27 protein-coding genes, 2 tRNA genes and 1 riboswitch are annotated in these 24757 nt (G+C 37.2%); of the genes, 19 read left to right on the forward strand and 10 right to left on the reverse strand.

The features are described 5' to 3' along the window. Positions 1 to 20: 20 nt before the first annotated feature. Complete coding sequence (locus MJY40_RS04490; RefSeq protein WP_317855852.1) at positions 21 to 485, forward strand: pyridoxamine 5'-phosphate oxidase family protein; 465 nt, start codon at positions 21 to 23, stop codon at positions 483 to 485. A 175-nt stretch (positions 486 to 660) separates the two neighbouring features. Here MJY40_RS04490 and MJY40_RS04495 read toward each other — a convergent pair whose 3' ends face one another. Next, entirely contained in the window at positions 661 to 1830 is a 1170-nt protein-coding gene (locus MJY40_RS04495; protein WP_317855853.1) for an IS110 family RNA-guided transposase, read from the reverse strand. A 260-nt stretch (positions 1831 to 2090) separates the two neighbouring features. On the opposite strand from MJY40_RS04495, the gene MJY40_RS04500 reads away from it, so the two are divergent. Beyond that, positions 2091 to 3017 carry a diacylglycerol/lipid kinase family protein gene (locus MJY40_RS04500; RefSeq protein ID WP_317855854.1) on the forward strand — a complete coding sequence of 309 codons (927 nt, stop codon included), beginning with the start codon at positions 2091 to 2093 and terminating at the stop codon, positions 3015 to 3017. A gap of 11 nt (positions 3018 to 3028) precedes the next feature. Further along, positions 3029 to 3244, forward strand: a complete 216-nt coding sequence (locus tag MJY40_RS04505; RefSeq protein ID WP_317855855.1) for a DUF1653 domain-containing protein — start codon at positions 3029 to 3031, stop codon at positions 3242 to 3244. A gap of 71 nt (positions 3245 to 3315) precedes the next feature. Here the strand turns inward: MJY40_RS04505 and scpB are convergent, their stop codons facing one another. The 3 genes from scpB to MJY40_RS04520 are packed head-to-tail and all read right to left on the reverse strand — an operon-like array spanning position 3316 to position 5258. After that, a complete protein-coding gene (gene scpB, locus MJY40_RS04510) occupies positions 3316 to 3870 on the reverse strand; it encodes an SMC-Scp complex subunit ScpB (protein ID WP_317855856.1) in 555 nt (184 codons plus the stop codon). Then, positions 3867 to 4628, reverse strand: coding sequence for a segregation and condensation protein A (locus tag MJY40_RS04515; RefSeq protein WP_317855857.1), 762 nt, complete (start codon positions 4626 to 4628; stop codon positions 3867 to 3869). The genes scpB and MJY40_RS04515 overlap by 4 nt, the downstream gene beginning before the upstream one ends. A gap of 18 nt (positions 4629 to 4646) precedes the next feature. Further along, the gene (locus tag MJY40_RS04520; protein WP_317855858.1) at positions 4647 to 5258 is read right to left on the reverse strand and encodes a site-2 protease family protein; all 612 of its coding nucleotides are present in this window, start codon (positions 5256 to 5258) and stop codon (positions 4647 to 4649) included. Positions 5259 to 5804: 546 nt separating this feature from the next. Between MJY40_RS04520 and MJY40_RS04525 the strand changes: the two genes are divergently transcribed. Further along, a complete protein-coding gene (locus MJY40_RS04525; RefSeq protein ID WP_317855859.1) occupies positions 5805 to 6608 on the forward strand; it encodes a sporulation initiation factor Spo0A C-terminal domain-containing protein in 804 nt (267 codons plus the stop codon). 41 nt (positions 6609 to 6649) lie between these two features. Here the strand turns inward: MJY40_RS04525 and MJY40_RS04530 are convergent, their stop codons facing one another. Then, a complete protein-coding gene (locus MJY40_RS04530; RefSeq protein WP_317855860.1) occupies positions 6650 to 6829 on the reverse strand; it encodes a hypothetical protein in 180 nt (59 codons plus the stop codon). A 3-nt stretch (positions 6830 to 6832) separates the two neighbouring features. After that, entirely contained in the window at positions 6833 to 7009 is a 177-nt protein-coding gene (locus MJY40_RS04535; RefSeq protein ID WP_317855861.1) for a hypothetical protein, read from the reverse strand. A gap of 133 nt (positions 7010 to 7142) precedes the next feature. On the opposite strand from MJY40_RS04535, the gene MJY40_RS04540 reads away from it, so the two are divergent. The 3 genes from MJY40_RS04540 (at position 7143) to MJY40_RS04550 (ending at position 10641) form a co-directional block, all read left to right on the forward strand. After that, positions 7143 to 7784, forward strand: a complete 642-nt coding sequence (locus MJY40_RS04540; RefSeq protein ID WP_317855862.1) for a YigZ family protein — start codon at positions 7143 to 7145, stop codon at positions 7782 to 7784. Positions 7785 to 7811: 27 nt separating this feature from the next. Beyond that, the gene (locus MJY40_RS04545; protein WP_317855863.1) at positions 7812 to 9824 is read left to right on the forward strand and encodes a hypothetical protein; all 2013 of its coding nucleotides are present in this window, start codon (positions 7812 to 7814) and stop codon (positions 9822 to 9824) included. An 88-nt stretch (positions 9825 to 9912) separates the two neighbouring features. Further along, positions 9913 to 10641: a YebC/PmpR family DNA-binding transcriptional regulator gene (locus tag MJY40_RS04550; RefSeq protein ID WP_317855864.1), complete on the forward strand. Its 729-nt coding sequence runs from the start codon at positions 9913 to 9915 to the stop codon at positions 10639 to 10641. A 178-nt stretch (positions 10642 to 10819) separates the two neighbouring features. On the opposite strand, the gene MJY40_RS04555 is transcribed toward MJY40_RS04550, so the two are convergent. Further along, the gene (locus MJY40_RS04555) at positions 10820 to 11464 is read right to left on the reverse strand and encodes a Crp/Fnr family transcriptional regulator (protein ID WP_317855865.1); all 645 of its coding nucleotides are present in this window, start codon (positions 11462 to 11464) and stop codon (positions 10820 to 10822) included. Positions 11465 to 11593: 129 nt separating this feature from the next. Between MJY40_RS04555 and MJY40_RS04560 the strand changes: the two genes are divergently transcribed. Next, complete coding sequence (locus tag MJY40_RS04560) at positions 11594 to 11974, forward strand: desulfoferrodoxin family protein (protein WP_317855866.1); 381 nt, start codon at positions 11594 to 11596, stop codon at positions 11972 to 11974. 192 nt (positions 11975 to 12166) lie between these two features. Here the strand turns inward: MJY40_RS04560 and MJY40_RS04565 are convergent, their stop codons facing one another. Together MJY40_RS04565 and MJY40_RS04570 are read right to left on the reverse strand one after the other, a co-directional pair. Next, positions 12167 to 14149, reverse strand: a complete 1983-nt coding sequence (locus MJY40_RS04565) for an S-layer homology domain-containing protein (RefSeq protein ID WP_317855867.1) — start codon at positions 14147 to 14149, stop codon at positions 12167 to 12169. 212 nt (positions 14150 to 14361) lie between these two features. Then, positions 14362 to 15114, reverse strand: a complete 753-nt coding sequence (locus MJY40_RS04570) for an exodeoxyribonuclease III (protein WP_317855868.1) — start codon at positions 15112 to 15114, stop codon at positions 14362 to 14364. Positions 15115 to 15409: 295 nt separating this feature from the next. Between MJY40_RS04570 and MJY40_RS04575 the strand changes: the two genes are divergently transcribed. Next, positions 15410 to 15745, forward strand: coding sequence for an arsenate reductase family protein (locus tag MJY40_RS04575; RefSeq protein WP_317855869.1), 336 nt, complete (start codon positions 15410 to 15412; stop codon positions 15743 to 15745). After that, on the forward strand, positions 15745 to 16206 hold the full coding sequence (locus tag MJY40_RS04580) for a low molecular weight protein-tyrosine-phosphatase (RefSeq protein ID WP_317855870.1): 462 nt from the start codon (positions 15745 to 15747) through the stop codon (positions 16204 to 16206). The genes MJY40_RS04575 and MJY40_RS04580 overlap by 1 nt, the downstream gene beginning before the upstream one ends. Before the next feature lie 292 nt (positions 16207 to 16498). Here the strand turns inward: MJY40_RS04580 and MJY40_RS04585 are convergent, their stop codons facing one another. After that, positions 16499 to 17395: a cation diffusion facilitator family transporter gene (locus tag MJY40_RS04585; protein ID WP_317855871.1), complete on the reverse strand. Its 897-nt coding sequence runs from the start codon at positions 17393 to 17395 to the stop codon at positions 16499 to 16501. Positions 17396 to 17460: 65 nt separating this feature from the next. Further along, positions 17461 to 17536, reverse strand: a riboswitch (NiCo riboswitch). Positions 17537 to 17858: 322 nt separating this feature from the next. On the opposite strand from MJY40_RS04585, the gene proB reads away from it, so the two are divergent. The 9 genes from proB to MJY40_RS04630 all read left to right on the forward strand — a co-directional run bounded on the left by proB (position 17859) and on the right by MJY40_RS04630 (position 24220). Further along, complete coding sequence (proB, locus tag MJY40_RS04590) at positions 17859 to 18656, forward strand: glutamate 5-kinase (protein ID WP_317855872.1); 798 nt, start codon at positions 17859 to 17861, stop codon at positions 18654 to 18656. 61 nt (positions 18657 to 18717) lie between these two features. Beyond that, positions 18718 to 19224 (forward strand): hypothetical protein, encoded by a 507-nt coding sequence (locus MJY40_RS04595; RefSeq protein WP_317855873.1) that lies wholly within the window; start codon positions 18718 to 18720, stop codon positions 19222 to 19224. Positions 19225 to 19267: 43 nt separating this feature from the next. Next, positions 19268 to 19846, forward strand: coding sequence for a DUF2085 domain-containing protein (locus MJY40_RS04600; RefSeq protein ID WP_317856413.1), 579 nt, complete (start codon positions 19268 to 19270; stop codon positions 19844 to 19846). Further along, the gene (locus tag MJY40_RS04605; protein WP_317855874.1) at positions 19843 to 20409 is read left to right on the forward strand and encodes a 5-formyltetrahydrofolate cyclo-ligase; all 567 of its coding nucleotides are present in this window, start codon (positions 19843 to 19845) and stop codon (positions 20407 to 20409) included. Before MJY40_RS04600 ends, MJY40_RS04605 begins: the two co-directional genes overlap by 4 nt. Next, entirely contained in the window at positions 20406 to 21653 is a 1248-nt protein-coding gene (locus tag MJY40_RS04610; protein ID WP_317855875.1) for a glutamate-5-semialdehyde dehydrogenase, read from the forward strand. The genes MJY40_RS04605 and MJY40_RS04610 overlap by 4 nt, the downstream gene beginning before the upstream one ends. An 89-nt stretch (positions 21654 to 21742) precedes the next feature. Further along, a complete protein-coding gene (locus MJY40_RS04615; RefSeq protein ID WP_317855876.1) occupies positions 21743 to 22663 on the forward strand; it encodes a ketopantoate reductase family protein in 921 nt (306 codons plus the stop codon). Between the two features lie 243 nt (positions 22664 to 22906). Further along, a complete protein-coding gene (locus tag MJY40_RS04620; RefSeq protein WP_317855877.1) occupies positions 22907 to 23800 on the forward strand; it encodes a CorA family divalent cation transporter in 894 nt (297 codons plus the stop codon). A gap of 212 nt (positions 23801 to 24012) precedes the next feature. Further along, positions 24013 to 24098, forward strand: a tRNA-Ser gene (locus MJY40_RS04625). Positions 24099 to 24132: 34 nt separating this feature from the next. Further along, a tRNA-Ser gene (locus MJY40_RS04630) sits at positions 24133 to 24220 on the forward strand. The last annotated feature ends 537 nt before the right edge of the window (positions 24221 to 24757 follow it).

Below are 24757 nucleotides of genomic sequence, written 5' to 3' on the forward strand. Positions count from 1 at the left end.
TAATATGAAGGGAGTTTCTTATGAGAAGAAAAGATAGAGCTTTGACAGAAGAGAGAGCAAGAGAAATATTAGAACAAGTATCATTTGCAACACTTATGACAGCAGATGAATCAGGTCAACCTTATGGTGTACCCATCAATCCATTTGTGGATGAAAATTGTGTGTATTTCCATTGTGCAACAGAAGGACGCAAATTGGATAACATCAAAAGCAATCCAAAAGTATCCCTCAGTGCAGTGTTCCAAGAAAAAGTCATCAAAGAAAAATATAGCGTACATTATGAAAGCATTTATATAGAAGGAAAGGCTTTTTTTGTAGAAGATATGGAAGAAAAGGTGCGTATTTTGAAGGTGCTTTGCAATCGCTACATTTCAAAGGATGAAACAGCACATGTGGAGTATATGAAACCACATTTGGCACATACAACCATTTGTGGCATTGCAATAGATCATATTTCTGGTAAGGGGAATCTTCCAAAAAAATAAGGATTGTATAATTTCAAAAGAAAGACTAACTATTAAAAGTCAAGTCTAAAATGAAAGTTTTTGAATGAATTACAGAAATGTATTTCAGATAGATATTGAACATTGAAAACTGCATGACAAATAGAGCATCTCTATAGGTGCTCAAATTAGGAGATATTTGATAAAACGAATCAGGTCACTTTATATATGCTTCTCTTGTTTTTTCGAGTTGATAAATTACTCGTACAAGTTTTTTGGTAGCGTGGGAAATGGCAACATAATAATGTTTTCCCTCGGCTCGTTTTTTAGCTAGGTATGCCTTAAATGTTGGATCCCAATGACAAACATAGATTGTGGCATTAAATAATGCGTATCGCAGGTAGCGAGAACCTCGTTTTTCCATTTTAGAATGGGAAGATTCTAGCTGACCAGATTGATAGGTGGACGGTGATAACCCCGCATAAGCTAAAATCTTATCTGGAGAATCAAACCTAGAAAAATCACCAATCTCTGCAAGAATCATTGCACCCATGCGATAACTGATTCCAGGTATGGTTAGGATTGGAGATTCCATTTCATCTACAATAGCTTTGATTTCAACTTCTATTTCAGCGATTTCAGAATCTAACACTTCGATGAGTTCAATGGTGTGTTTCAATTCTAATGATTTGGCTGGCATATGAGAACCAATAGAAGTTCTGGCTGCATTACGGAATAGGATAGCCGTATTTTTATCATAGCGCCCTCTAGAAGCTGTTTCCAGAAGATTCGTCAATCTAGTCAAATGTGCATCGGCAATGGCTTTGGAACTTGGAAACTCAACCAACAAAGAATAAACGGATGCGATATGAAGTGTTGGCACCAATTTTTCCAATTCAGGAAATAGAATCGTTACAAGCCTAGAAATAGAAGTTTTTAATTTTGCCCGTTCTTTTACTTTATCAAAACGATAACGAGTGAGTGACTTTAGTTCTTCGTTGTGGTATGATGTATCTGAGTAGGACTTCAAGTTCACATCAGACATGAGCATAGTAGCAATCGTATGGGCATCGACTTTATCCGTTTTCGTCTTTCTAAGGCTTAGACTTTTTCTGTAAAGATTTGTATGTAACGGGTTGATAGTATAGGTGGTTAGACCTTTATCAAGCAGATACCCCAAGATGTTATAACTGTAGTGTCCAGTGGCTTCAAGTCCTACTTTTACTTTGGTTAAATCATCGGAAAGAGATTCTACTCTTTGATAAAGTTCATCAAATCCATCTCGGTTGTTTGTGACGGTAAATGCTTTTGCAAGTATTTCCCCATCAGAGTTGGTCATAAAACAATCGTGCTTATCTTTAGCAACATCAATTCCTACGTAAATCATAAATAAATCTCCTATTTTAAAAGTATTTGATACTGTTTGGAACCACTGGTACTCTCTGCGATTGTAACCTCGTTCTAAATAAACCGTCATGCGGTATCTAACTAATTAACAAATAAACAAAGAGACTGTGGTTGGAGCCTTACTTAAACCATCAAGTGGTAGGAGGAATTCACCAATCCACAGTATCTAAATCAGCATAGCTTATACCTAAGAAAAGGTAAAGAAAAAGCTATGACTATATAATACGAGGAGGAATCCAATTGAAGCAATATATGATACTCAATCCTGTTGCTGGAAAGGGGAGCAAAACCCTACCAAAAGGACTTTCTGCAATGGCAAAAGAGTATGAAATTTATATCACCAAAGAACAAGGGGATTGTGAACGATTCATAAGAGCGGTTGGAGAAACGGGCGAATCTGCAAAAATCTGGGTTTGGGGTGGTGATGGCACTGTCCATGAAGCAGTCAATGGTGCATTTGGATATCCAAACTTGGCAATTGGCGTATTTCCTGTAGGCACTGGCAACGATTATGTAAAGAATTTTGGCAATTTATCTGTGTTTTTGGATATGAATGCACAGTTGGCAGGAACAGAGATTTGTGTGGATGTGATGCAAGTAAATGATAGAGTGTGTGTGAATATGCTCAATATTGGTTTGGATTGTCAGGTGGCGACAATGGCAGCTGATATGAAAAAACTACCTTTGGTATCTGGATTTGGTGCATATGTCTTGTCATTGCTTGTTTGCTTCTTTCGTGCAAAAGGAGAAAGTTTGACGTTCATTCATGAAGATGGAAGAAAAATAAAAGGTGCTTTTTTGTTGAGTACAGTTGGAAAAGGTAGCTTTTATGGTGGTGGATTCCAAGCAGCACCATATGCAAAATTGGATGATGGTTTTATGGATTTTGGAACTGTTGGCGTGTTTTCTAAATTGGAATTGATGAAGCTGATTCCTTCTTATCAAAAAGGAACATATCTACATAAACATCAAAATGAAAAACGCATTCAACATCAAAAAATCAAGAAAATAACAATAGAAGGTAATACATATGCCAGTTTTGATGGAGAAACCATACCATTTACAAAGTTGGATATCAAAGTGGTGGAAAAGGGGCTTACTTTTATCTTGCCAAAGGGTGCAACGATATTAGAAAAGCCAAAACCTGAGGAAGCATTGCAGTCATAAAGGAGGATAACATGGATTTGGTCATTGGTGCAGTCTATGAACACATGAAAGGTATGCGATACTGTGTGGTTGGTGTTGCAAAACATTCAGAAAATTTAGAAGAAATGGTGGTATATCGCCAATTGTATGGAGAACATGGCTTGTGGGTACGTCCAAAAAGCATGTTTTTAGAAGAAGTGGAACGTGATGGAAAGATGGTGCAACGTTTCAAATTGGTACAAGAATAATAGAAATTGAAAAACCGACTTGCAACTGTTAGAATTTTGGGTCTAACTTTTGTAGGTCGGTTTTGTTATTTTTACACTTCTTCTGTTTCAGATTCGTTTTCAATAATTACAGGTGTTGCTTCTTTCAATGCTGGCAATTCAGAAATGTTTTGGAATCCAAAATAACGTAAGAAATCTTTGGAGGTACCAAACAAAATAGGTTTACCAGGTGTATCCATACGTCCAACTTCACAAACCAAGTTCTTTTCTACCAATTTATTGACTGCGTGATCTGCACTGACACCACGTACATCTTCAATTTGACCTTTGGTGATGGGTTGTTTGTATGCGATAATTGCCAAGGTTTCCAATAAAGATTGTGACAAACCTTGACGATTTGGGCTTTTGTACATATTGCGGATGTATTCAAAACATTCAGTTGCAGTACACATTTGATAGGAATTATCCAAAGAAATGATACGCAAACCACGTTTTTCTTTTTCGTATTTATCCATCAATGTATGGATGATGGCTTTGGTTGTGGCTTTATCTAGTTCAATGGTTTTGGCAATATCTCCAAGAGAAAGTGCTTCACCTGAAATAAAGAGTAGGGATTCCACAACAGCTTCCAATTCAGATAATCTCATATAAACTTCCTTTCATCATATCTTATGATATCAATTTCGCCAAAAGTAGCAGATTGTGTGATGTAAATTTCCTTTTGTTTAATCAATTCCAATAATGCCAAAAAAGTTACAACCTTTTCCATTTTACGAGCATTGACACGAAAAATAGAGCGAAAAGTGGTTTTTGGTTGCAAAATCAGCATATCACGAATGTATTCCATTTTTTCTTGTACTGTAAACAAATCACGTTGCACACTTTGGAAGGTACTTCTGACACGATCCACCTTGGTTTCTTTGCGATTCATCACTTCTTGAAAAGCAAGCTTCAAATCTTCCATGGTAATGCCTTCTAAAAATTCATCCAAATCTTGAGGTTCTTGTTCCTTCAATTGTTGGATTGCAGAATCTGCTTCCTTATAAAAAACAAGAGCTGCTTCTTCTTCACGTTGTTTCCATTCATCGGTCACTTCTTTGATTTTTTTGTATTCCAGCAATCGTTTTACCAATTCCTCACGTGGGTCAATGCCTTCTTCTTCCTCGTCTTTGGTTTTTGGAAGCAACAATTTGCTTTTGATTTCCAAAAGTGTGGCTGCCATCACAAGAAATTCACTCATTTCATCCATATTGCGTGTGGTATCTTGGTTCAAATATTCCAAATATTGATCGGTCAATTTGGCAATGGGAATGTCATAAATATCGATTTCGTTTTTTTCAATCAAATGGTACAACAAATCCAATGGTCCTTCGAAGGCATCCAAACGTAAGGTTAATTTTTCCACAACACTACCTCCATAAAATTAGATAGAACCAAACAATAGGAATACAAAGCTCAAAATTGCATTGATGATGGTAGAGAAAATACCACTGAAAGTGCCAAAGAGTACAAGGAAAATGACAATCATTTGAATGATTTTTTCATATTGCATATATTGGTAGTATTTATTTGCTGGCAAAAATTGAGCGAGTATCTTTGCACCATCCATTGGATACACAGGCAAAATATTGTAAATAGCAATGGCAATATTATAATAGGCACATTGATATAAGATAGTAGCAACAGTATTGCTTCCAAAATTAGGAAGCAAACAAAGTAACATTGCAAACAAAAAACCAAGAATCAAATTGGCAATGGAAGGTGCAATTGCCACAGCCAAAGTATCACGCTTTCTATCTTTATAATATAAAGCACTGGTTTCCACAGGTTTACCCCAACCAAAACCACCACTATAAAATAGTAAAATCAAACCAATTGGCTCAATATGCTTCAAAGGGTTTAGGGTCAATCTACCTTTGGATTTTGGTAAAACGTCACCCAAATGAGTGGATGCCATAGCTCTGGTGAATTCGTGTATGGTGACTGCAATCAAAAGTGCAGGCAAAGATAATAGCAGGGATTGAAAATAGTTCATAGGAATTCCTTTCTAAAGTTGACAAATAGCCACTTTTATGGTCATGTTTTATTATATGTCACTATAACATTTTTTCATACAATAGTCAATTTTGCTCATAAATTTAATGCAATACATATATTGGAAATCAATATCTAGTGGAAATAGAGTGGATTTATGAAAAAACAATGCAATATATGGAATTTTAAAATGTATAAATATACAAGTGATATGCAGTTTTAAATTGAAATTTTATTGAGAAAATATATGGATAAAATTGACAATTAGCATGGTAAATGGCATAGAAATATTGTATCTGTGGAATTTTGACTTAAAAATAAGGGATAAAATAGAAATTCTATAAATGATTTTTAAATACGTGGAATTTGTTTCTATGTTTCATAATGTGAGAAAACAATGAAAAATGGTAATATATGGTAAATGTGCGAAAAGTTTATGCGAATAAATTGAAAAAATATGCAAAAATAGCTGGAAAAATGTTGGAAAAGTGGTATACTGTTTTTTATATAACAAAGAGAGATAAGTAGACTATAGGAGGGGTATGGCATGAAAAGGCAAACAGTATACAAGGTGATTCTTGGAAATAGAGATCATTTCTTTTTGGAAAAGCTGAAACGTAGCATTGAGCGAAAAGAAGACTTGCAAGTGGTTGGTATGACAGATTCTGGTAGGGAATTGGTAGACTCGGTAATGAAACAAGATGCAGATGTGATTTTATTGGATACCGATTTGGTTGGGCGTGATGGTTTTTGGGTAATGGAACAAATCAAGAGAAGAAAACCAGAATGTATTTGTATTATGATTACGTCTGAAGATAATGATAGAGAAGTTCGAAAAGCGATTGGATATGGCGCAGATTATTATATGACAAAACCAGTACAAGGAGAATTGGTTATGGAACGAATTTATCAACTGTTGGATTTGAAACCAGAAATAAAGGAAGAGATAGACAATACAAGGGATGAAGATGATGCACATGGAGTGATATATCAAAATTTAGAGTATGAAATTTCTAAGTTTTTGAATCGCATGGGGATTTCTGCCAGCATCAAAGGATACCATTTTATACGTCAAGCAATTCTCATTACAGTTCGTGACGAAGAAGCGCTTATTGGAATTACAAAAGGATTGTATCCAGATATTGCAAAAACATATAACACCACTGCAAATAAAGTGGAAAGAGCCATCAGACATGCCATTGAAAGTGCATGGAGAAAAGATGGGAAAATGGTATACTTTGAAGCTGTTGATTATATGGCAGAAGAAAAACCAACCAATGGGCAATTTATTGGTGCAATGACCCAATACTTTCGCCTCTACAAAGGAGTAAATCACAAACGCATTGGATAAAAAAGAGAAGTAGGGTTCATATGAGCCCTACTTTTTTGTATTCAATCAATGCGATTGCGATTTACAGTGTCCACAAAGTTACGCAAATCATTCATGGAACAAATGGTTTCTTTGTTGTGGGAAAGTGCCAGTTGTGTTGGTGTTGGCAATCCTTGGTAATAATGTTTTGCACGTTCGTTGTGGAGCAATAAATCTGTCAAATTTTGATATGCTTGTGCCATAAGTCAATAACCTCCTCGAAGTAAGTGGTCTGCGTAACGACGCAAATCCACATCATAATGAATGTTGTTTTGATATTGACGTACATTGAATTGTCTGTCTTCTGGAAGGGTATCCCAAAAGGTTTTTGCTTTTGGATTGCGGTTGAGTAGATCATCCAAATCCTTGTATGTTTCCTTCATCATCATCACCTCAAAAATAGTGTGTGTTGTTTTTTCTATTTTATACAATGAAGTAAATTGACGAAAAGTAGATAGTGGAGTACACTAGAGATGAGTAGGAAATAGAACTATAAACATAAGGATGTGTGAACATATGGATCAATATAGAGTGATTTATGGAGATAAAAACGAAGTATATACCGATGAAATTGTGGAGAAAAAATCCAAATTCATTGCCAATATCAAAACAGTGGAATCAGAAGAAGAAGCGGTTGCCTTCATCAATGAAATCAAGAAAAAATACTATGATGCAAGACACAATTGTAGTGCATTTGTGGTAGGAACCAAAAAAGAATTGGTCAGAAGCAGTGATGATGGAGAACCCAGTGGAACAGCAGGCAAACCGATGCTTGAGGTGTTGCTGGGAAGTGATATTGTCAATGTTGTAGCGGTAGTGACCAGATATTTTGGTGGTACTTTGCTTGGAACAGGTGGCTTGGTGCGTGCCTATACACAGGCAACACAAGCAGGACTTTCTTGTTGCAAAACAGCCATCATGTGTCCTGGAAAACGAGTGGAAATTCACACAGATTACAATACCATAGGTAAGGTGTTGTATGAGTTGGGACAACGTGGCATAGAACAAGAAGATAGTGCATATACAGATGTAATTTCCATTACAGTAACAGTGCCAGAAGAAGAATTTGATGGATTTGCAAAATGCATTACAGAAATCAGTTCTGGAAAAAGCAACGTGGAAGTTTTGGAAGATGTGTTCTTTGCAAAGGTAGAATAAGGATAAGTTTGTTTGATAATAGGGGGAATGGACTTGAGAATGAATCAGTTTTACCAACATAAATATTTGATTCACAATACATTGCTTGGGGATCAACCAGATGAGGTCATGGAAAACATTGAAGAGTATTTTACATATAAACCCATCAATAGCAATTTCACCCGTGTGCCTGAACATTCCGAAGAGCATATGTTTTATTCTGTTCATTTGCGAAATACCGTTTTGGAAGAAACAGAAAAAATATACAAACTGTTAGGTCTAACTGTTCCAACGTTTCAAAAAATAGTGGAAGGGATGGAGGGCGCCTATTACGACTCCAAAGGCAATTCATGGAGAATGGGAGATCCCATACCAAACCCAGGGTTGACATACAAAGGGAAGTTAACAATACATTTGTATGCTGATTTTAAAATTCTTGCAAAACATGATTTGAGTTTGGCTTCTATCAATCGGAAGTTGGAATTCAAAATCAGAAACCAAGAAGATAGTCGTATTTGGGATTATGGGTATGCCATTGGTGGTGGCTTGGAAATCAATCTATCTTGTTTGGGAATTGCCAATATAAGTTCCATTGAAAATTTTATGCAAGAAAATCAGTTTGAAAGAGTGGTAGTAGGCAGCAATACAAAAAGCAAACAAACCACTCTTTTGAATGCATGTAGGGCATTTTTAATATACAATGATTGTTGTAGTCATTTGGATATAAGAGGATTGCAATTTGATCTCAATACTCAAGCTGAAAAAATGTTTGCACTAGTTGAATGCAAATTAAAGGGAGAAATGGGAAGCGGTTTGAGGGAATTGGTGGTTACACCCGAACAATACCAGTTGTTTACATCCAAAGAGTATTTTGAGAATAAGACAAAAGAACGAAAAGAAGCATTGAAAAAAGCAAAAAGTCAAGTGTTCAAAAACCATGATTTGTTGGATATGGTAGGACTTGGTAAAAAGTTGTTGCGGTTGGAAGAAGAATGCAATCGAGAAATAGAGCAGTGGCAAGGCAGTGAATTTGGAGCTGACTTTTTTTATGGTATAAATGACGATGAGTGGGAAAAATTCAAGGAAATCATAGTGGTGAAAGAGCTGGAAGATACCACAGAAGAACAAGTTTATGAAGTGCAAAAATTGGAAGATGATGCTGGATATTATACATACACACCTGTAGATAGTCAGATGAGGGAAGTTCCTGAGGGTAGCATAGAGCATATGTATTATAAAGTGGCACTTCGAGATATTCTAGAGGATTTGCATTTTAGAGGATTGTTTCCAAAGGATAAACCATTGCCAGCTTCGGGTTTGCAGTATAGAGGGAAACCGGTGGTCAGTTTTTCCACATATTTTTGGCATGAGCAGTATACAAAAGATTTGGATATGACTGCATTTCATGTCAACAAGGTTTTGCAATATCAATTTAAGATAAACGAGGAAGATAAATCCACTGTGGAAGAATATATTGTAAGCAATGGAGAGGAAATAGATTTATCTGTTCTGGGTTTGCAGGATGTCACTGATTTGAGAGGGTTTATACAGACAAATCAATACAAAAAAATCATCATCAAACAACCAATGGAGCGGTATGAAAGTCAGAAGGTGCTAAAAAGTGCAAGGGCTGCATTTTATGGATTGGATGTTCGGTGTAAATCCTTGGATATGAGAGGATTGAAGTTTGATTGTGATACAGATGCAACACGTATGCTTGATCAAGTTGTGCTTGCAACGGACGAAAGAACTTTGGGACTGGGAATCGAAGAGCTGATTATAACACCAGAGCAATATGAATTGTTTACTTCCAAAGAGTGCAAGATGAAGGATAGGGCATTGGAACAATGGGAACAGAATAGAAATATATGTCTACAATGCAATACAGAGGGTGAACTTACAAGGCAAAAGAAGTATTGGCAAAAAGAATTTGACGGATTGCAAGCAAGAGAATATGGTTCTTTCTTCTTTGTAGGTAGATATGATTTCAATGAAGAAGATATGAAGAGATGGGAAGCACTGAAAAGTTGTATTGTGATCAAAGAACTTTGGGAAGACTGAAAAACATAGGAATTTCGACAAATCTATTGAAATTTTTTGGTTTTGGTGATAAAATTACATGACGAAAATTTGAGAGGGAGGGTTCCTAATGTCAGGACATTCTAAGTTTGCAAATATCAAACACAAAAAAGAGAAAAACGATGCAGCAAAAGGTAAAATCTTTACCATGTTGGGTAGAGAAATTCAAGTAGCAGTACGTGCAGGTGGTGCTGATCCTGCAAGCAATGGTAAACTTCGAGATATCATTGCAAAATGTAAATCCAACAACATGCCAAATGATACCATTGATCGTAGTATCAAAAAAGCAGCAGGCAACGAAGATGGTGTAGAATACGAAACCATTCGCTATGAAGGCTATGGCCCTAGTGGTGTGGCTGTCATTGTAGATGTTTTGACAGATAATCGCAATCGTGCAGCAGCAAATGTACGTAATGCCTTCACAAAAGGTGGCGGTAATATGGGTACCAGTGGTTGCGTTTCCTTTATGTTCGATGAAAAGGGTCTTATTGTTTTGGATCGTGAAGAAGTGGAAATGGACGAAGAAGAAGTGATGATGATTGCTTTGGAAGCTGGCGCAGATGACTTTGTAGCAGAAGAAGATAGCTTTGAAATTACCACAGATCCAGATAGTCTTTCAGCAGTTCGTGAAGCATTGGAAGCAGAAGGTATTGTAATGGCAAGTGCAGAAGTAACCATGATTCCACAAACATACTCAGAACTGAAAACAGACGAAGAATTGAAGAAAATGAATAAACTTCTTGCTTTGTTGGACGATGAAGATGATGTGCAAACTGTTTGGCATAACTGGGACGAATAAGAATAAAAACACCTACAACCATTGTATTTACTGGGTTTGTAGTGCAAGGGTTTGCTCTTGCCATTATGCAAGATATACTTCATTGCAATTTAGGGATACCTTAGGGTATCTCTTTTTTTGTTGACAATAGTAGGGGCAACGTTACGTCGCCCGTTGATATTACAAAAAATGAAACAATTTATAAGACTGCAATTTCTTTACCATTGACAACAATCAATTCTTCTTCACGCATTTTCTTCAGTTCACGCATCATAGCACTGCGATCCACACAAAGATAATTTGCTAAGCTGGAATAGGAAAATGGCAATTTGAAAGACTTTTCTTTGGAACGATTTTGTTGTGTGCGAAAATAACAAAGCAACTTTTCACGTATACTTCTGTGGCTGAGTACATCCACTTTTTCAGTGAGATTCATGACCTTTTCAGACATAATGGTCAAAAGATTTTCAACAACCATACTGTGATGAGGACAGGCATTGCTGCAACGTTTGGTTAGATGGTGTTTTTGAATGAATAAGACTTTGCAATCCTTTTCACATTGCACCATAAAATCATCTTCTTGAGAAAAAACAGTGAAAATAGAACCGAATAAACCAATTTCGCTGATGTATTCCAGCATATCCATAGAGCCATCTGCTTGGATACGATTCAAAGAAATGGAACCACCAATGAGAATGCCAACAACATCATTTGCATATGTGTAGTGCATAATCACATCTTTTTCGTGATAGGATTTTTTTTCAGCTTGGAAACAATGCATCATTTTTTCAATATCATCTTCTGTAATGCCATCGAAAATTGGGTTTTTTATCAATAAATCCATATAAATCCTCCTTTTTGTTGCAATTGCAACAGATGTTTGCTTGTTTTTATGGTATCATGTTTACAAGAAGTAGTCAACAAAGACAAATTTAAATAGCATAGATAAAACTAAATTTAGGAGGAATGAAAAATGAGTAAATTCGTAGTCTGTCAACATTGTAAAAATATCGCACTTATGGTAGAAGACAAAGGTGTACCAATGATGTGTTGTGGTCAAAAAATGGATGTTTTGAACCCAAATACAACAGAAGCAGCAGTGGAAAAACACATTCCTATCGTAACAGTTGCAGGCAATGTGGTTACAGTCAAAGTGGCAGAAGTGGCACATCCAATGACAGAAGCACATTTGATTTCTTGGATTTATTTGGAAACAAGTGCTGGTGGTCAAATGAAATATTTCAGCGCTGATATGGAAGTGGCAGAAGCACAATTTGTTTTGGCAGAAGGCGAAGTGGCAGTTGCAGCGTATGAATATTGCAATTTGCATGGTTTGTGGAAAGCCGAAGTTTAAGATTAAATGATTTAAAAGAGAAGATGGTGTTTGACGATAAAGAAATTTAATATGATGGTGTAGGGGTAGATGCCTACATCGAACCATTTGATAACACTTATGAAAGAAAAGGCTTATTGTCTGTAATTTGCAGAGGATAAGCCTTTTTTGTTGCAATCAAAAAGGAGCGAATCGAAACCCGCTCCATAAAATTTACATTTCTTCCATAAAGTTCATCAAGGCTGTTGCAACCACACCACGCAAAGCAGGAACAGTCGGTGTCAATAAATCGCCATCACCAATGATATTATATTCCACAGCCCAAAGCATTGCTGCATATGCATATGGTGTAATGTTTGTTGCATCAACATAATCAGACAAATCTGCATTTCTGCTGACATCAGTATCCATATCCAAGAAGCTTGCATATCGGTACAAGAATGCTGCAAATTGTTCATTTGTAATGGATTCATTTGGTCTAAATTCTGTTTCGCTATAGCCAGCAACAATGTTATTTGCTTGTGCCCAACGAATTGCTTCAGCATAGTATTGATCCAAATCCACATCTGTGAATGTCATTGCGTAATTTACAGGATTGCTACCATCCATACGATACAAAATTGCTGCAATCATACCACGTGTGATGGACAATTCAGAACCAAAGACTTCTTCTGAAATACCAGCCATAATACCATTTTCATATACATAAGCGATACCATCGAAATGTTCGTGGTCATCATCTACATCTGTAAAAGGAAGAACAATTGTATCTTCTTCTTCATCTTCCACTTCTTCTTCAATTTCTTCGTTTTCATCTTCATCTTCATCATAATCAGTGTCTTTTTCAAATACAACTTCTAAAGTTTGCATTGTGATGATAATATCTTCAAATTCGTATTCGTCACAAGCACCAACGCTTTTGCCATTTACAATAACGTCTGTTACTTCATAACCAGCATCTGCATCGAATACAAAAGTTACATCAGAAAGTTTTGTCACTTTGTACATAGAATCAGGAGAAACATCGTCATCTTCTGGTGCTACAGTACCTTTACCTGTTGCAGTTGCTTTGATGTAGTAGGATTTTGTGGTGGAGCTGGAACTGTTTTTGATCCAATTGGCAGTCAAAGTAACATCTTGTGCAGGCATATCAAATTCACTTTCATGATAGTAGACAGCTTCATCAAAATTGGTAGACCAACCATCAAATGTATATCCACTATATTCAGGAATCATTGAGGAAACGATAACATTTGCACCATATGCAACTGTACTTTCTTCAGGAACAGCAATTTCTTCTGTTTCTACACCATCCAAGTAGGTTACAAGATATTCACTTGTAGACCAAGCTGCATCATATTCAGTTGCTTCATAAATTTCGGTAGGAAATTCAGTAACGACACGTCCCACAGACCAACCAGCAAATGTATAACCCAAAAGTTTTGGTTCTTCTTCAGGAGCAGACAATGAACCATCTACACCAGTTCTAATTTCGGCATCTATCCAAGTTTCATCTTCATGAGCAGAGAAAGTAGCAGTTACAACCCCTTGCAAAGTGATGTCATCTTGAATAGAAACGGTTTCATCCAACTCAAGGTAGTCGCCAACTTCCAAATCGCCACCATACAAAGAACCAACTTCAGATACAATCCAAGCATCGTAATCGGTACTATCCATCAAATCGTGTGTTGGATATACGCTTTCTTCCAATTGCTTTTCAGAATATGTACCAATGGTAGCGCCAGCAGGTGTTTCATATGTCACTGTGTGGGTGTGTACTACATTGACATCCCAGCTTTTGTAAGTCAAAGCACCATTTTTACAATAGAATTGATAATTTCCTATGGTTTGTGGATAGGTAAACCATGTGTTGCTATATGTAACATCGCCAAATGAATATCCGTTATCAAATGTATATCTGGAATCATTTACACCAAACCCTTCAGCAGTACCATTGGTAAAGTTAAGGGTGCTTACATTTATTATTGGAGTTCTAACGCCTAAAGTGATACTACCTCCAATTTCTAGTTCCAAATAACTGTATTCTGTGGAGCCAGAGGTATAAACGGTTGTATTATCTGTTGTTTCTCTGTTCGTTGCAGAACCATGGGTGCCTGCAAAAGCAGTTGCAGTCATAGTTCCGCTGAGCATGGTTGTTGCCAGCAGTAGTGCTATGCTTTGTTTGCATTTTTTCATATAAATTCTCCTTTTGTGTGATTTATTTTTTAAATATAAACTGTGTTGTGAATAAACAATAAATTCCTACTGATTTAGTATAAATTAGATGCGGTTGTGAAGTCAAGGTAAATTCATATATTCATATATGAAAACTATGATATGCACCAAAAAAAGAACAATCCTAATTTAGAATTGTTCTTTCATCAGTATTTATGAATACAATACACAAATTAGCTCAATTCCAACTCCACAGGACAGTGGTCAGAACCCATTACTTCATTGTGAATTTTGGCAGAAAGTAATCTACCTTCCATGCGTTTGGAGGTGACAAAGTAGTCAATTCTCCATCCAGAATTGTTTTTTCTGGCATTGAAACGATAACTCCACCAAGAATAAGCACCTGTCAAATCAGGGTAGAAGTGGCGGAAAGTATCCAAGAATCCAGCACCCAAAAGGTCAGTGAATTTGCCACGTTCTTCATCGGTAAATCCTGGGTTTTTGCGGTTGGAAGATGGATTTTTCAAATCGATTTCTGTATGTGCCACATTCAAATCACCACAGATAACAACTGGTTTTTTGGCATCCAATTCAGATACATACTGACGAAAAGCATCTTCCCAGTCACAACGATAGGCAAGTCTTGCATTTTCTGCTTGGGAATTTGGTGTATAGACCACAATGTGGTAAAAGTCTGCAAACTCCAATGTAATCATACGACCTTCTTGGTCATGTTCTGGAATACCCATACCATAAGCCACAGACAAAGGTTTGATTTTTGTGAAGGTTGCAACACCAGAATAACCTTTTTTCACTGCATAATTCCAGTATTGGTGGTATCCTTCTGTCACCAAATCAATTTGACCTTCTTGCAATTTGGTTTCTTGTACAGAAAAAATATCTGCATCTATTTCTTTGAAAAATTCCATAAAGTTTTTGCCAACAACAGCTCGCAAACCGTTGACGTTCCAAGAAATGAGTTTCATATATAGTACCTCCTGTATATTGTTGTTTGAATGTAAGGTTATAGATTCTTCGTCACCATGTTCCTCAGAATGACAAAATCGTAAATAATAAAAGTTGTTTTGGATACTTCTGACTGTGTCATTCAGAGCGAAGCGAAGAATCCAATTTCTTTTATATTGTACCATCTGAAAACGGTTTTGTCTTGTCTATTATATGAAAATCGGTTAAAATGAAACAATATATAATAAAATAGGTCAAATAAAATGTAGGGTTGGGTCTTGACCCAACCGCTTGTATAATACAAGGAGTGATACTATGAACATTCAAATTTACGGAGCAAAAAAATGCTTCGACACCAAAAAAGCAGAACGCTATTTCAAAGAACGAAACATCAAATTCCAAATGATAGATGTATATGAATTTGGTATGAGCAATTCGGTTTTTGAAAGTGCAAAACGCAGCATTTCTGTGGAAGATATGATCAACAAAAAAGCAAAAGCATATAAAGATTTGTATATGGATTATATTGATGAAAGCAAAAGAGAAGCAACCCTTTTGGAAAATCCTAAGATGTTTGCAACACCAATTGTACGCAATGGGCGTACTTTTACATTGGGCTATTGTCCAGATGTTTGGAAGGAGTGGGAATAATGACTTCGGTATTGTTTATTTGTCATGGAAATATTTGCAGATCACCAATGGCAGAATTTCTGTTTCGTGATATGGTGAAAACAAAAGGAATTGCAAGTGACTTTTCTATTGCTTCTGCTGCCACCAGTCGAGAAGAAATTGGAAATGGTGTGCATAGGGGAACCAAGCAAAAGCTCAATTCTTTGGGCATTGATTGTTCTGGAAAAACAGCACGTCAAGTCACCAAAAGAGATTACGATACATACGATTACCTGTTGGTGATGGATGGTCAAAACACCAGAAATTTGATGCGTATTTTGGGCGATGATCCAGAAAATAAGGTGTATCGCTTGTTGGATTTTGGTAAAAAACCAAGAGATATTGCAGACCCATGGTACACAGGCAATTTTGAAGCCACCTATAACGATGTTATGGAAGGTTTGGAAGGATTCTTGTTGCAAGTGCAAGAAAATAAAATATAAATATGTTGTAATTGTAGGGGCACCCCTATGTGGGTGCCCGTCATGAACAGCCACAAAATACAAGTACGCTGTTGTAGGGGCGATTCACGAATCGACCGATGAAATCCAAACGGGTGGGCATGAAAACCCACTCCTACAAGTTGCGAATTGCTTAAATATGTTGCAATTGTAGGGGTACCCCTATGTGGATGCCCGTCATCAACTGCCACTACACAAAATAAATAACCAAAGAAAAAGCCCTTATACTATAGTATTTATAGCATAGGGGCTTATCATTTGCTCATTTTTCAATTCAGTCCAAATATGGATTCACATGTACCATACAATGTTTTGCATGTTCAAAGGAACGTTCAATGGTATTGTGAACATTTTCAGCAATTTCATGTGCTTCTGCCAAAGTGATATTTGCAGCAGCAGCAATCTCCACATCAATGTAAATTTTTGCACCAAACAAACGAGTTTGCAAGGAATCCACAGCCAAAACACCATCACAACCCAAAACAATGTGTTCGATTTTGGAAACGGTTTCTTTGTCACAAGCAACATCTGTCATTTTGAGGATGGCATCTTTTGCAATATCAAAAGCAGCTTTCAAAATAAAGATACAAATGATCAAACTTGCAAGTGGATCACAAATAGGATACCCCATTCTTGCACCTAAAATACCAACCAAACTGCCTACAGAAGAAAGAGCATCAGACCTATGGTGCCAAGCATCTGCCATCATAGCACCAGAATTGACAATCAGAGCAGTTCTTCTGGTATACCAATACATACCTTCTTTGACGAGGATGGAAATGATAGCAGCAACCAATGCCAAAGTACCCGGAGCGACAAGGGTGGTTTCCCACAAGAGTATTTTTTGATATCCACTATATCCAATGCCAAGACCAGTCAAAAACAAAATCATTGCCAATAATAAAGCAGCAACGCATTCCAAACGTTCATGACCATAAGGGTGGTCTTCATCAGATTCTTTGGTGGATAATTTGTAACCAATCATAACCACAACAGTGCTGAACACGTCAGATGCTGAGTGAATACCATCAGAAATCATGGCAGTTGAATGGGCAATCAAACCAGCAAGTACTTTTATGATGGAAAGACCAATATTGACAAGCATACTGTTTTTGGAAACAGTCATCACCATTTGTTCATGAGTAGCGGTTTTTGGGTTTTTTACATTCATAGGGCATTCTCCTTTATTTTTGATGAGATATTTGGATTTGTCCAATAAAAAAGCAGGACAAAAGATATTGTCCCACAGAAACCTTCTGCTGCATAAGCCCGACCACATAGATTGCTCTACTGTCTGTTCAATTATTAGATTTTATGCGAAGACAACCTCGATAGTCAAGGCTAATTTTTGTAAAAAGTTAGGGCAACACCGTATAACCCTCTATCACAACCTTTGCAGTTTATTTTCCCGTCATAAATGTCAAAAATACTCGACGATATTTCCGATATCGACTCCGTTTTTTAACAATCCTGACAAAAAAATCTATTCGCAAATTTTGCAATCAGGTTATGCGGTATTGCCTTAGGATTTCTATTTTTTATATAAGAAATGAACAGGGCTGCAAATGTAAGCAAAAAAACCTTTTACATTTTGTAGAAATATAGTATACTTTGTATATTCGAGGAGTGATAAAATGAGAAATGAATTGAAATATAGCAAACGAGTTGTGGTCAAAGTTGGAACTTCCACAATTACATATGCAAATGGATTGTTGAATTTGAAACGTGTAGAAGAATTGGCATGGGTTTTGACAGACCTTAGAAACAGTGGAAAAGATGTTGTTTTGGTGACCAGTGGTGCCATTGGTGTTGGCTCTGTGCGTATGGGCATGAAAACCAGACCCACCATCACAAGAGAAAAACAAGCAGCAGCAGCAGTGGGACAAGCGGTGATCATGCAAATCTATCAAAATTTCTTTGGTAAGTACAACCAAACAGTGGCACAAGTATTGCTCACCAAAGGGGAAGTGGATAGCACAGAAAAGTATAACAATACAAAAAACACAATGGAAACTTTGTTGGAGATGGGTGTGATTCCCATTGTCAATGCAAACGATACCATTTCCACCTATGAAATCGAATTTTCAGACAACGATCGTCTGTCTGCTTTGGTGGGTGAAATCATTGGTGCAGATTTGTTGATTTTGATGACAGATATTGATGGTTTGTATGACAAAAATCCAAGAACACATGAGGATGCAACTCGTATTTCTTGTGTGGAATGGGTCACATCAGATGTGGAAGATATGGCTGGTGAAGAAGGTTCTGCTTTCAGTGTTGGCGGTATGAAAACAAAGGTAGAAGCAGCAAAAATTTGTCAGGAAGCCAAAATTCCAATGGCAATTGTTTTGGGTGAAGAACCCACTGTGATTCATCAATTGCTTGCAGGTGAAGATGTGGGCACTGTATTTGGTCACAAAGAAGAAAAATAAAATAGTATAGTGGCAGTTGGAAGTATATATGTAGACGAATCAATCAAAAGGAGTGATAGATATGTCATTTTGTTCCAAATGTGGTAGAGAAATTATGGATGAATCCTTGGGATGTCCAATTTGCAGCATGATGCAAGAACCCGTTACAGAACCTGTGGAAGAAGCAGAAAAAGTAGATGCTTTTACAGTGGAAGATACAGATGGTACCAGCCAACGTTTTGAGCGTGCAGAAGATGAAGGCTTTAGAAAATGGGATGGTGGTAATGCAGAAAACCATCAAGATGAATTTACAGCTGCAAAACCTGTGGTAGAACAAACAATTCCAACTGTTTTGAAAGTAATCATCATCATTGCAATTTTATTGGTGGGTGGCATAGGTCAAATTGCTGGTTTGATTGCAGGTGTTATTTTGCTGAAAAGTCCTGTGGAAGATTATCGAAAATTTGGGAAAACCCTTGTGGTTTTGAGTTGTGTATTGTTGGGATTCTGGTTCTTGTGTTGTATCTTTGGAACCATGTTCAATACTGCTGCTGTGTTTGGCAGTTCCATCATACACAGATTCTATTGATATGAATATATTTGATTTTATTGGCTCTGCCGTCTGTCATCAGATGGTGGAGCGTAGTTTTATCTGGAATGGGCAACCTTTTATGGTTTGCGCCAGATGCACAGGCATTTATATTGGAATATTTGTGGCTATGGTGTTTTTCTTATGGAACAAACGTCTGGGTGGCAATAAACCGTATTCTATGGCAATGGCATTGTTGGGTGCTTTTGCATTTCTACCCATAGCAATAGATGGGTTTTTTAGCTATATGAGTGTATGGGAAAGCAACAATTTGATGCGTGTCATCAGTGGTTCTTTGGCTGGATGTAGTTTGGTTGGTTTTGGACTTCTGGCAGCCAATGTATCTTGGAAAGAAAAGAATGAAAAGCCTATTTATAGAGATATCAAAGAACAACTTGTAGTTTTGGTAAGTTCTCTTGTTTTGGGTCTTGTGATGTATGTATATCAGGGGTTCTTTCTTGTGGCATCTGTTATGGTTTCCATTGGGATACTGTGCTTTTGGTCAGGATTTTTCTATATTGTGTTGCAAGCATTGTCTTGTAATTGGAAATTGAAAAATGGTTGGATATCCTTGATTTGTGGACTTTTGATGATTTTGATGATTGGTGGTGTACGTTTTTGAAATTGCAGTTGCGTAAAGAAATGACAGAAAAACGAAATGCTATGACAGAAGAAGATTTTTTGAAATGGAGCAATGTCATATGTGACACCATTTTGAAAAGTTCCAGATACCAAGGAGCAAAGAAGGTGTTTTCTTTTGTCAGTATGGGACGTGAAGTGAACACATATCCTTTTTTGGAAGCAACACTAGCAGATGGAAAAGTGCTTTGTGTACCCATTGCAAAGAAAAAAGATGGTATGTACTTTGTGGCAATCAAATCCCTAGAAGAATTGCAAAAAGGTGCTTTTGGAGTGATGGAACCACAAATCGATAAAGCATTTGCAGTGACACCAGAAGATGGAGATGTTTTCTTGGTACCGGGATTGGTGTTTGATACAAAAGGAAATCGCTATGGTTATGGTGGTGGATTTTACGATAGATATTTGCAAGAATACGATACAGTGGAACCGATGGCAGTGGCATTTTCTTTCCAAGTGATGGAAACATCTTTGGAAGTGGAAGAATTTGATATACCTGTTGGAAAAATTGTGACAGAAAAAGAAGTTTTGGAGGTAGACAAATGAGTATATTGATTGAAATGGGCAAACAAGCAAAAGAAGCGGCAGTGGTGTTGGCAACTTTATCCACACCAAAGAAAAATGAAGTGTTGCATTTTGTGGCAGATGCTTTGATTGCAAATAAAGAAGCGGTTTTGGAAGCAAATCAAACAGACGTGGAAGCCTCCATTGCAAATGGCATCAAAGGTGCTTTCATTGATCGTTTGACATTGACAGAAGCAAGGGTTTTGGAAATGGCAGAAGGACTCAAACAAGTGGCATCTTTACCAGATCCAGTTGGTGAAGTGCTTTCTATGCAAACTATGGACAATGGTTTGGTGATTGGTCAAAAACGAGTGCCTATGGGCGTCATTGGTATCATCTTTGAAGCAAGACCCAATGTAACAGCAGATGCTTTTGGCTTGTGTTTGAAAGCGGGTAGTGCTGTGATTTTGCGTGGTGGAAAAGAAGCTTTTGCTACAAATCAAGCAGTCATTTCCATTTTCCAAAAAGCGTTAGAAGAAATGGATTTACCTAAGAATGTTGTGCAAATGGTGCCAGATACTTCCAGAGAAACAGCAAAAGAAATGATGCAACTGAATGGCTATTTGGATGTTTTGATTCCACGTGGTGGTGCAGGACTCATTCAAAGTGTGGTACAAAATAGCACAGTTCCTGTCATTGAAACAGGCATTGGCAATTGCCATATATTTGTGGATGAAACAGCAAAATTGGAACAAGCAGTGGCAATTGTTATGAATGCAAAAACACAAAGACCAGGTGTTTGTAACGCTTGTGAAAGCTTGTTGGTACATAAAAATATTGCAGAGGTGTTTATGCCTATGGTGGGTGAAGCGTTGGCAACCAAATCTGTAGAAATTCGTGGCGATGAAACAACTTGTGGTTTGTTGTCTGAAGCAGTGCCAGCAACAGAAGAAGACTTTGCAACAGAATTTACTGACTATATCTTGTCTACAAAGGTGGTTGCAGATTTGGATGAAGCCATTTCCCATATTCGCAAATACACAACAGGACATTCAGAAGCGATTTTAACAGAAAATTACACAAATGCACAACGTTTCTTAAATGAAGTGGATGCAGCAGCTGTGTATGTCAATGCATCTACACGTTTCACAGATGGTGGTCAGTTTGGATTTGGTGCAGAAATTGGTATCAGCACTCAAAAACTCCATGCACGTGGTCCAATGGGTCTCAAAGAATTGACCACAACAAAATACATCATTTATGGAAATGGACAAATCAGAGGATGAGTATAGTATTTCATCTGGATTGTGTTTTGAACTTGACTTTGTAGGGGCGGTCCTATGTGACTGCCCGTTTATATAGGGGGAATACAAATATGAAAATTGCAATTATTGGTTTGGGCGGTGTTGGTGGAACAGTTGCAGGTGGTTTCAAAGAATATGAAAAGGATTTGATTTTTGTAGCAAGAGGAGAAACAAAAAAGGTATTGCAAGCAAATGGATTGTACTTGGAATCCAAAGTCTTGGGGAATAAACATATCCAACCATCACTTGTGTCTGATGATCCAAAGGAAATTGGCATTGTGGATGTTGTGTTTTTGTGTTGCAAAGCGTATGGTTTGGAAAGTTGTTGCAAATCCTATGGAGACATCATTGGTGAGAATACAGTGGTGATTCCATTGGTCAATGGCGTTGTAGGCAGACGTATGGTAGAGCAATATTTGGGCGGTAAAGGCATTGTCACAGAAAGTTATATCTATTGTTTCTCCAATATTTTGGAAGTGGGCAAAGTCAGCAATGTTGGTGATGGTCTGTTCATTGGAATTGGTTTCTCTGATGGCACCACCAATGAAACAGCAGAAAAAGTGGCAGAAATCTTGACAAAAGGTGGCTTACGTACCACATATGGCAAAGACATTATGACTGCATTGTGGAAGAAATATTCTGTTGTAGGGGCTAATAGTTGTGTGTTTATCTACTACGATTGCATTATGGGTGATGTGCAACAAAGTCCAGAACGTTTGGAATATTTGCGTAATGTATCGGAGGATATCATTCGTTTGGCAACAGCCAGTGGTGTAACTGGTTTGGAAGGTGTAGTGGACAAAAACATGAAGGATCTTATGAAATTGCCACCACAATCCATGACATCTTTGTATCGTGATTTGAAAGCAGGCAAAACCGATACTGAATTTGAATGGCTCATTGGCAGTGGTTGCCAAATGGCAAAAGAATTGGGAATCAAAGTACCTTATATGGACATGGCATATGGTAAAAAAGAATATTATCAAAAATAAAATTGGGGGGGCATCTACAATTGTAGGTGCTCTTTTTTACACACCACAATCCTGTCATTTCAATGTAGGGGTGTCCCTATGTGGGCACCCGCAATCAATACTATCAAATGAATCATACACCACAATCCTGTCATTCAGAGGAGTGAAACGACGAAGAATCTTAGCTTTCACATCTCAAATGGTATCATTGTAGGTGTATATTTTTTACCAAATGGAGCAACATAATCCAGAGGTGATACGTATATGCATTTGCCAGAAACTGTAAAAATCATACATTTGGATCGCAATGAAATCATTTATATTTGCCCATTTACAACCATGACGGAAATGGAAAAGCTCTTTGATATTGGCATAGAAATCTTAGAAGAAGGCAAACGCTTTGGATATCTGTGTTGCGATGTGTATGAAGGCTTTCTTTGCTTGGGAATGGAACAGTTGCATGTGTCAGATGTGCTCAAAAGCAAGAATCGTATGGTTGCGTATTGGGAACAGACACGTTTTATTGTGTTTACAACCCACATAGACCCTGTTTTGGAATGCATGGAGCAGTTGGTGGTAAAGTTAGGGGAAAGGGTATCTTTGTTGCGTGTGATACATGGTTTCTTGGAGTTTCTCACAAAGGAAGATGAGGTGCTTTTGGATGGTATTGAGGGTGAAATTTTGGCTTTGGAACAACATTTGATTATGGTGCAAGATGGAGATTGTGTGGAAGAAATTGTGGACCTCAGAAAACGTCTTTTGGTGCTGAAGCGATATTATGAACAGACTGTGTTACTATTGGAAGGCATTTTGGAAGATGAAAACGAATGGTTGGATGAAAAATCCAAAAGCTTATTTCGTTTGTTGCGAAAAAGAACAGAACGTAAATTACAAAATATTTTGTATTTGCGGGAATCGGTGACACAGGTGCGTGAAACATATGAAGCGGAAGTGGAAATCAATTTGAACCAGACCATGAAACGTTTTACAGGACTGACAAGCATCTTCTTTCCATTGACTTTGATAGTGGGGTGGTATGGTATGAACTTTGCAATACCAGAGTATGACTGGCGTTTGGGGTATGTATTTGTGATTGGTATTTCCATTGCAATTACAGTTTTGGGGATTATTTATTTTAGACGCAAGAAGTGGTTTTGACAAAGGGAAGATTTCCATATAAGAAATTTGGAAAAAAATAAAAAAATATGTTGACATTGGAAGTAAAATGATGTAAGATTAGATTCTGTCAGGGAAACTTGATTGCAAGAAATGTGAGATAAAAAATAAAAAAATGCTTGACAAACAGTTGGCAGTGTGTTATTCTATTTGAGGTTCACTGCTCAAGAAAAGCAACGAAAGCACAGTGACGTGGAGAGATGTCCGAGTGGTTTAAGGAGCTAGTCTTGAAAACTAGTGACTCCGAAAGGGGCCGTGGGTTCGAATCCCACTCTCTCCGTATGATAATTTCATACGCTTGCAACATACGATTTGGAGATGTACCCAAGTGGTTGAAGGGGTTCGCCTGGAAAGCGGATAGGTCGTGAGAGCGGCGCCAGGGTTCAAATCCCTGCATCTCCGTTAAATGCAATACGCAAATTAGAAATCATCGACAGAAATGTCGGTGATTTCGTCGTTTCTAGAGTTTTTATTTTAAAAAAGATATTTTCATAATCATCAATTTCATAAATACATTTTTGTATAGAACCACTGTATTCACCAATGCAGTGGTTTTTTTGTGCAAAAATACAGAAATAAATCAATTGAAACAAGGGAAGTATCAATTTTAAGAGCTATTAAATGTGAAGGCTATCTTCTAATTTAATGGCTCTTTTTTTTATAAAATGGCAAAAGAGAGTATTGTGTATGTGGATCGTCTGATACAAGTGATTCTGAAAACATATGGTTTTGTAAAGTGTGTATTGAAATATGACTTGCATTTGCGCATTACGCAACAGCTTGCTGTTTTTTTGCAATGAAAAATGATTTTTTGCAAACATAATTCAAATATGGCAAAAAAAACCAGTGTCTATTGTCATTTAAAATATCTTATGTATAGTTATAAGTGTTAAGAAATAGTATTGATGTTTGAAAAAATTGTAAGTTTTTTTGTATAAG

The sequence above is a fragment of the Chakrabartyella piscis genome, from assembly GCA_030067835.1.
GTDB classification, from domain to species: domain Bacteria; phylum Bacillota; class Clostridia; order Lachnospirales; family Anaerotignaceae; genus Chakrabartyella; species Chakrabartyella piscis.

Bases quoted from the DNA above. Each gene is read 5' to 3' on its own strand.
- MJY40_RS04530 (WP_317855860.1), bottom strand. From the start codon at position 6,829: ATGGCACAAGCATATCAAAATTTGACAGATTTATTGCTCCACAACGAA.
- MJY40_RS04560 (WP_317855866.1), top strand. From the start codon at position 11,594: ATGAGTAAATTCGTAGTCTGTCAACATTGTAAAAATATCGCACTTATG.
- MJY40_RS04555 (WP_317855865.1), bottom strand. From the start codon at position 11,464: ATGGATTTATTGATAAAAAACCCAATTTTCGATGGCATTACAGAAGAT.
- MJY40_RS04580 (WP_317855870.1), top strand. From the start codon at position 15,745: ATGACTTCGGTATTGTTTATTTGTCATGGAAATATTTGCAGATCACCA.
- MJY40_RS04565 (WP_317855867.1), bottom strand. From the start codon at position 14,149: ATGAAAAAATGCAAACAAAGCATAGCACTACTGCTGGCAACAACCATG.
- MJY40_RS04620 (WP_317855877.1), top strand. From the start codon at position 22,907: ATGCATTTGCCAGAAACTGTAAAAATCATACATTTGGATCGCAATGAA.
- MJY40_RS04575 (WP_317855869.1), top strand. From the start codon at position 15,410: ATGAACATTCAAATTTACGGAGCAAAAAAATGCTTCGACACCAAAAAA.
- MJY40_RS04490 (WP_317855852.1), top strand. From the start codon at position 21: ATGAGAAGAAAAGATAGAGCTTTGACAGAAGAGAGAGCAAGAGAAATA.
- MJY40_RS04595 (WP_317855873.1), top strand. From the start codon at position 18,718: ATGTCATTTTGTTCCAAATGTGGTAGAGAAATTATGGATGAATCCTTG.
- MJY40_RS04545 (WP_317855863.1), top strand. From the start codon at position 7,812: ATGGACTTGAGAATGAATCAGTTTTACCAACATAAATATTTGATTCAC.
- MJY40_RS04600 (WP_317856413.1), top strand. From the start codon at position 19,268: ATGGTGGAGCGTAGTTTTATCTGGAATGGGCAACCTTTTATGGTTTGC.
- MJY40_RS04520 (WP_317855858.1), bottom strand. From the start codon at position 5,258: ATGAACTATTTTCAATCCCTGCTATTATCTTTGCCTGCACTTTTGATT.
- MJY40_RS04585 (WP_317855871.1), bottom strand. From the start codon at position 17,395: ATGAATGTAAAAAACCCAAAAACCGCTACTCATGAACAAATGGTGATG.
- MJY40_RS04615 (WP_317855876.1), top strand. From the start codon at position 21,743: ATGAAAATTGCAATTATTGGTTTGGGCGGTGTTGGTGGAACAGTTGCA.
- MJY40_RS04495 (WP_317855853.1), bottom strand. From the start codon at position 1,830: ATGATTTACGTAGGAATTGATGTTGCTAAAGATAAGCACGATTGTTTT.
- MJY40_RS04505 (WP_317855855.1), top strand. From the start codon at position 3,029: ATGGATTTGGTCATTGGTGCAGTCTATGAACACATGAAAGGTATGCGA.
- scpB (WP_317855856.1), bottom strand. From the start codon at position 3,870: ATGAGATTATCTGAATTGGAAGCTGTTGTGGAATCCCTACTCTTTATT.
- proB (WP_317855872.1), top strand. From the start codon at position 17,859: ATGAGAAATGAATTGAAATATAGCAAACGAGTTGTGGTCAAAGTTGGA.
- MJY40_RS04535 (WP_317855861.1), bottom strand. From the start codon at position 7,009: ATGAAGGAAACATACAAGGATTTGGATGATCTACTCAACCGCAATCCA.
- MJY40_RS04525 (WP_317855859.1), top strand. From the start codon at position 5,805: ATGAAAAGGCAAACAGTATACAAGGTGATTCTTGGAAATAGAGATCAT.
- MJY40_RS04610 (WP_317855875.1), top strand. From the start codon at position 20,406: ATGAGTATATTGATTGAAATGGGCAAACAAGCAAAAGAAGCGGCAGTG.
- MJY40_RS04570 (WP_317855868.1), bottom strand. From the start codon at position 15,114: ATGAAACTCATTTCTTGGAACGTCAACGGTTTGCGAGCTGTTGTTGGC.
- MJY40_RS04550 (WP_317855864.1), top strand. From the start codon at position 9,913: ATGTCAGGACATTCTAAGTTTGCAAATATCAAACACAAAAAAGAGAAA.
- MJY40_RS04540 (WP_317855862.1), top strand. From the start codon at position 7,143: ATGGATCAATATAGAGTGATTTATGGAGATAAAAACGAAGTATATACC.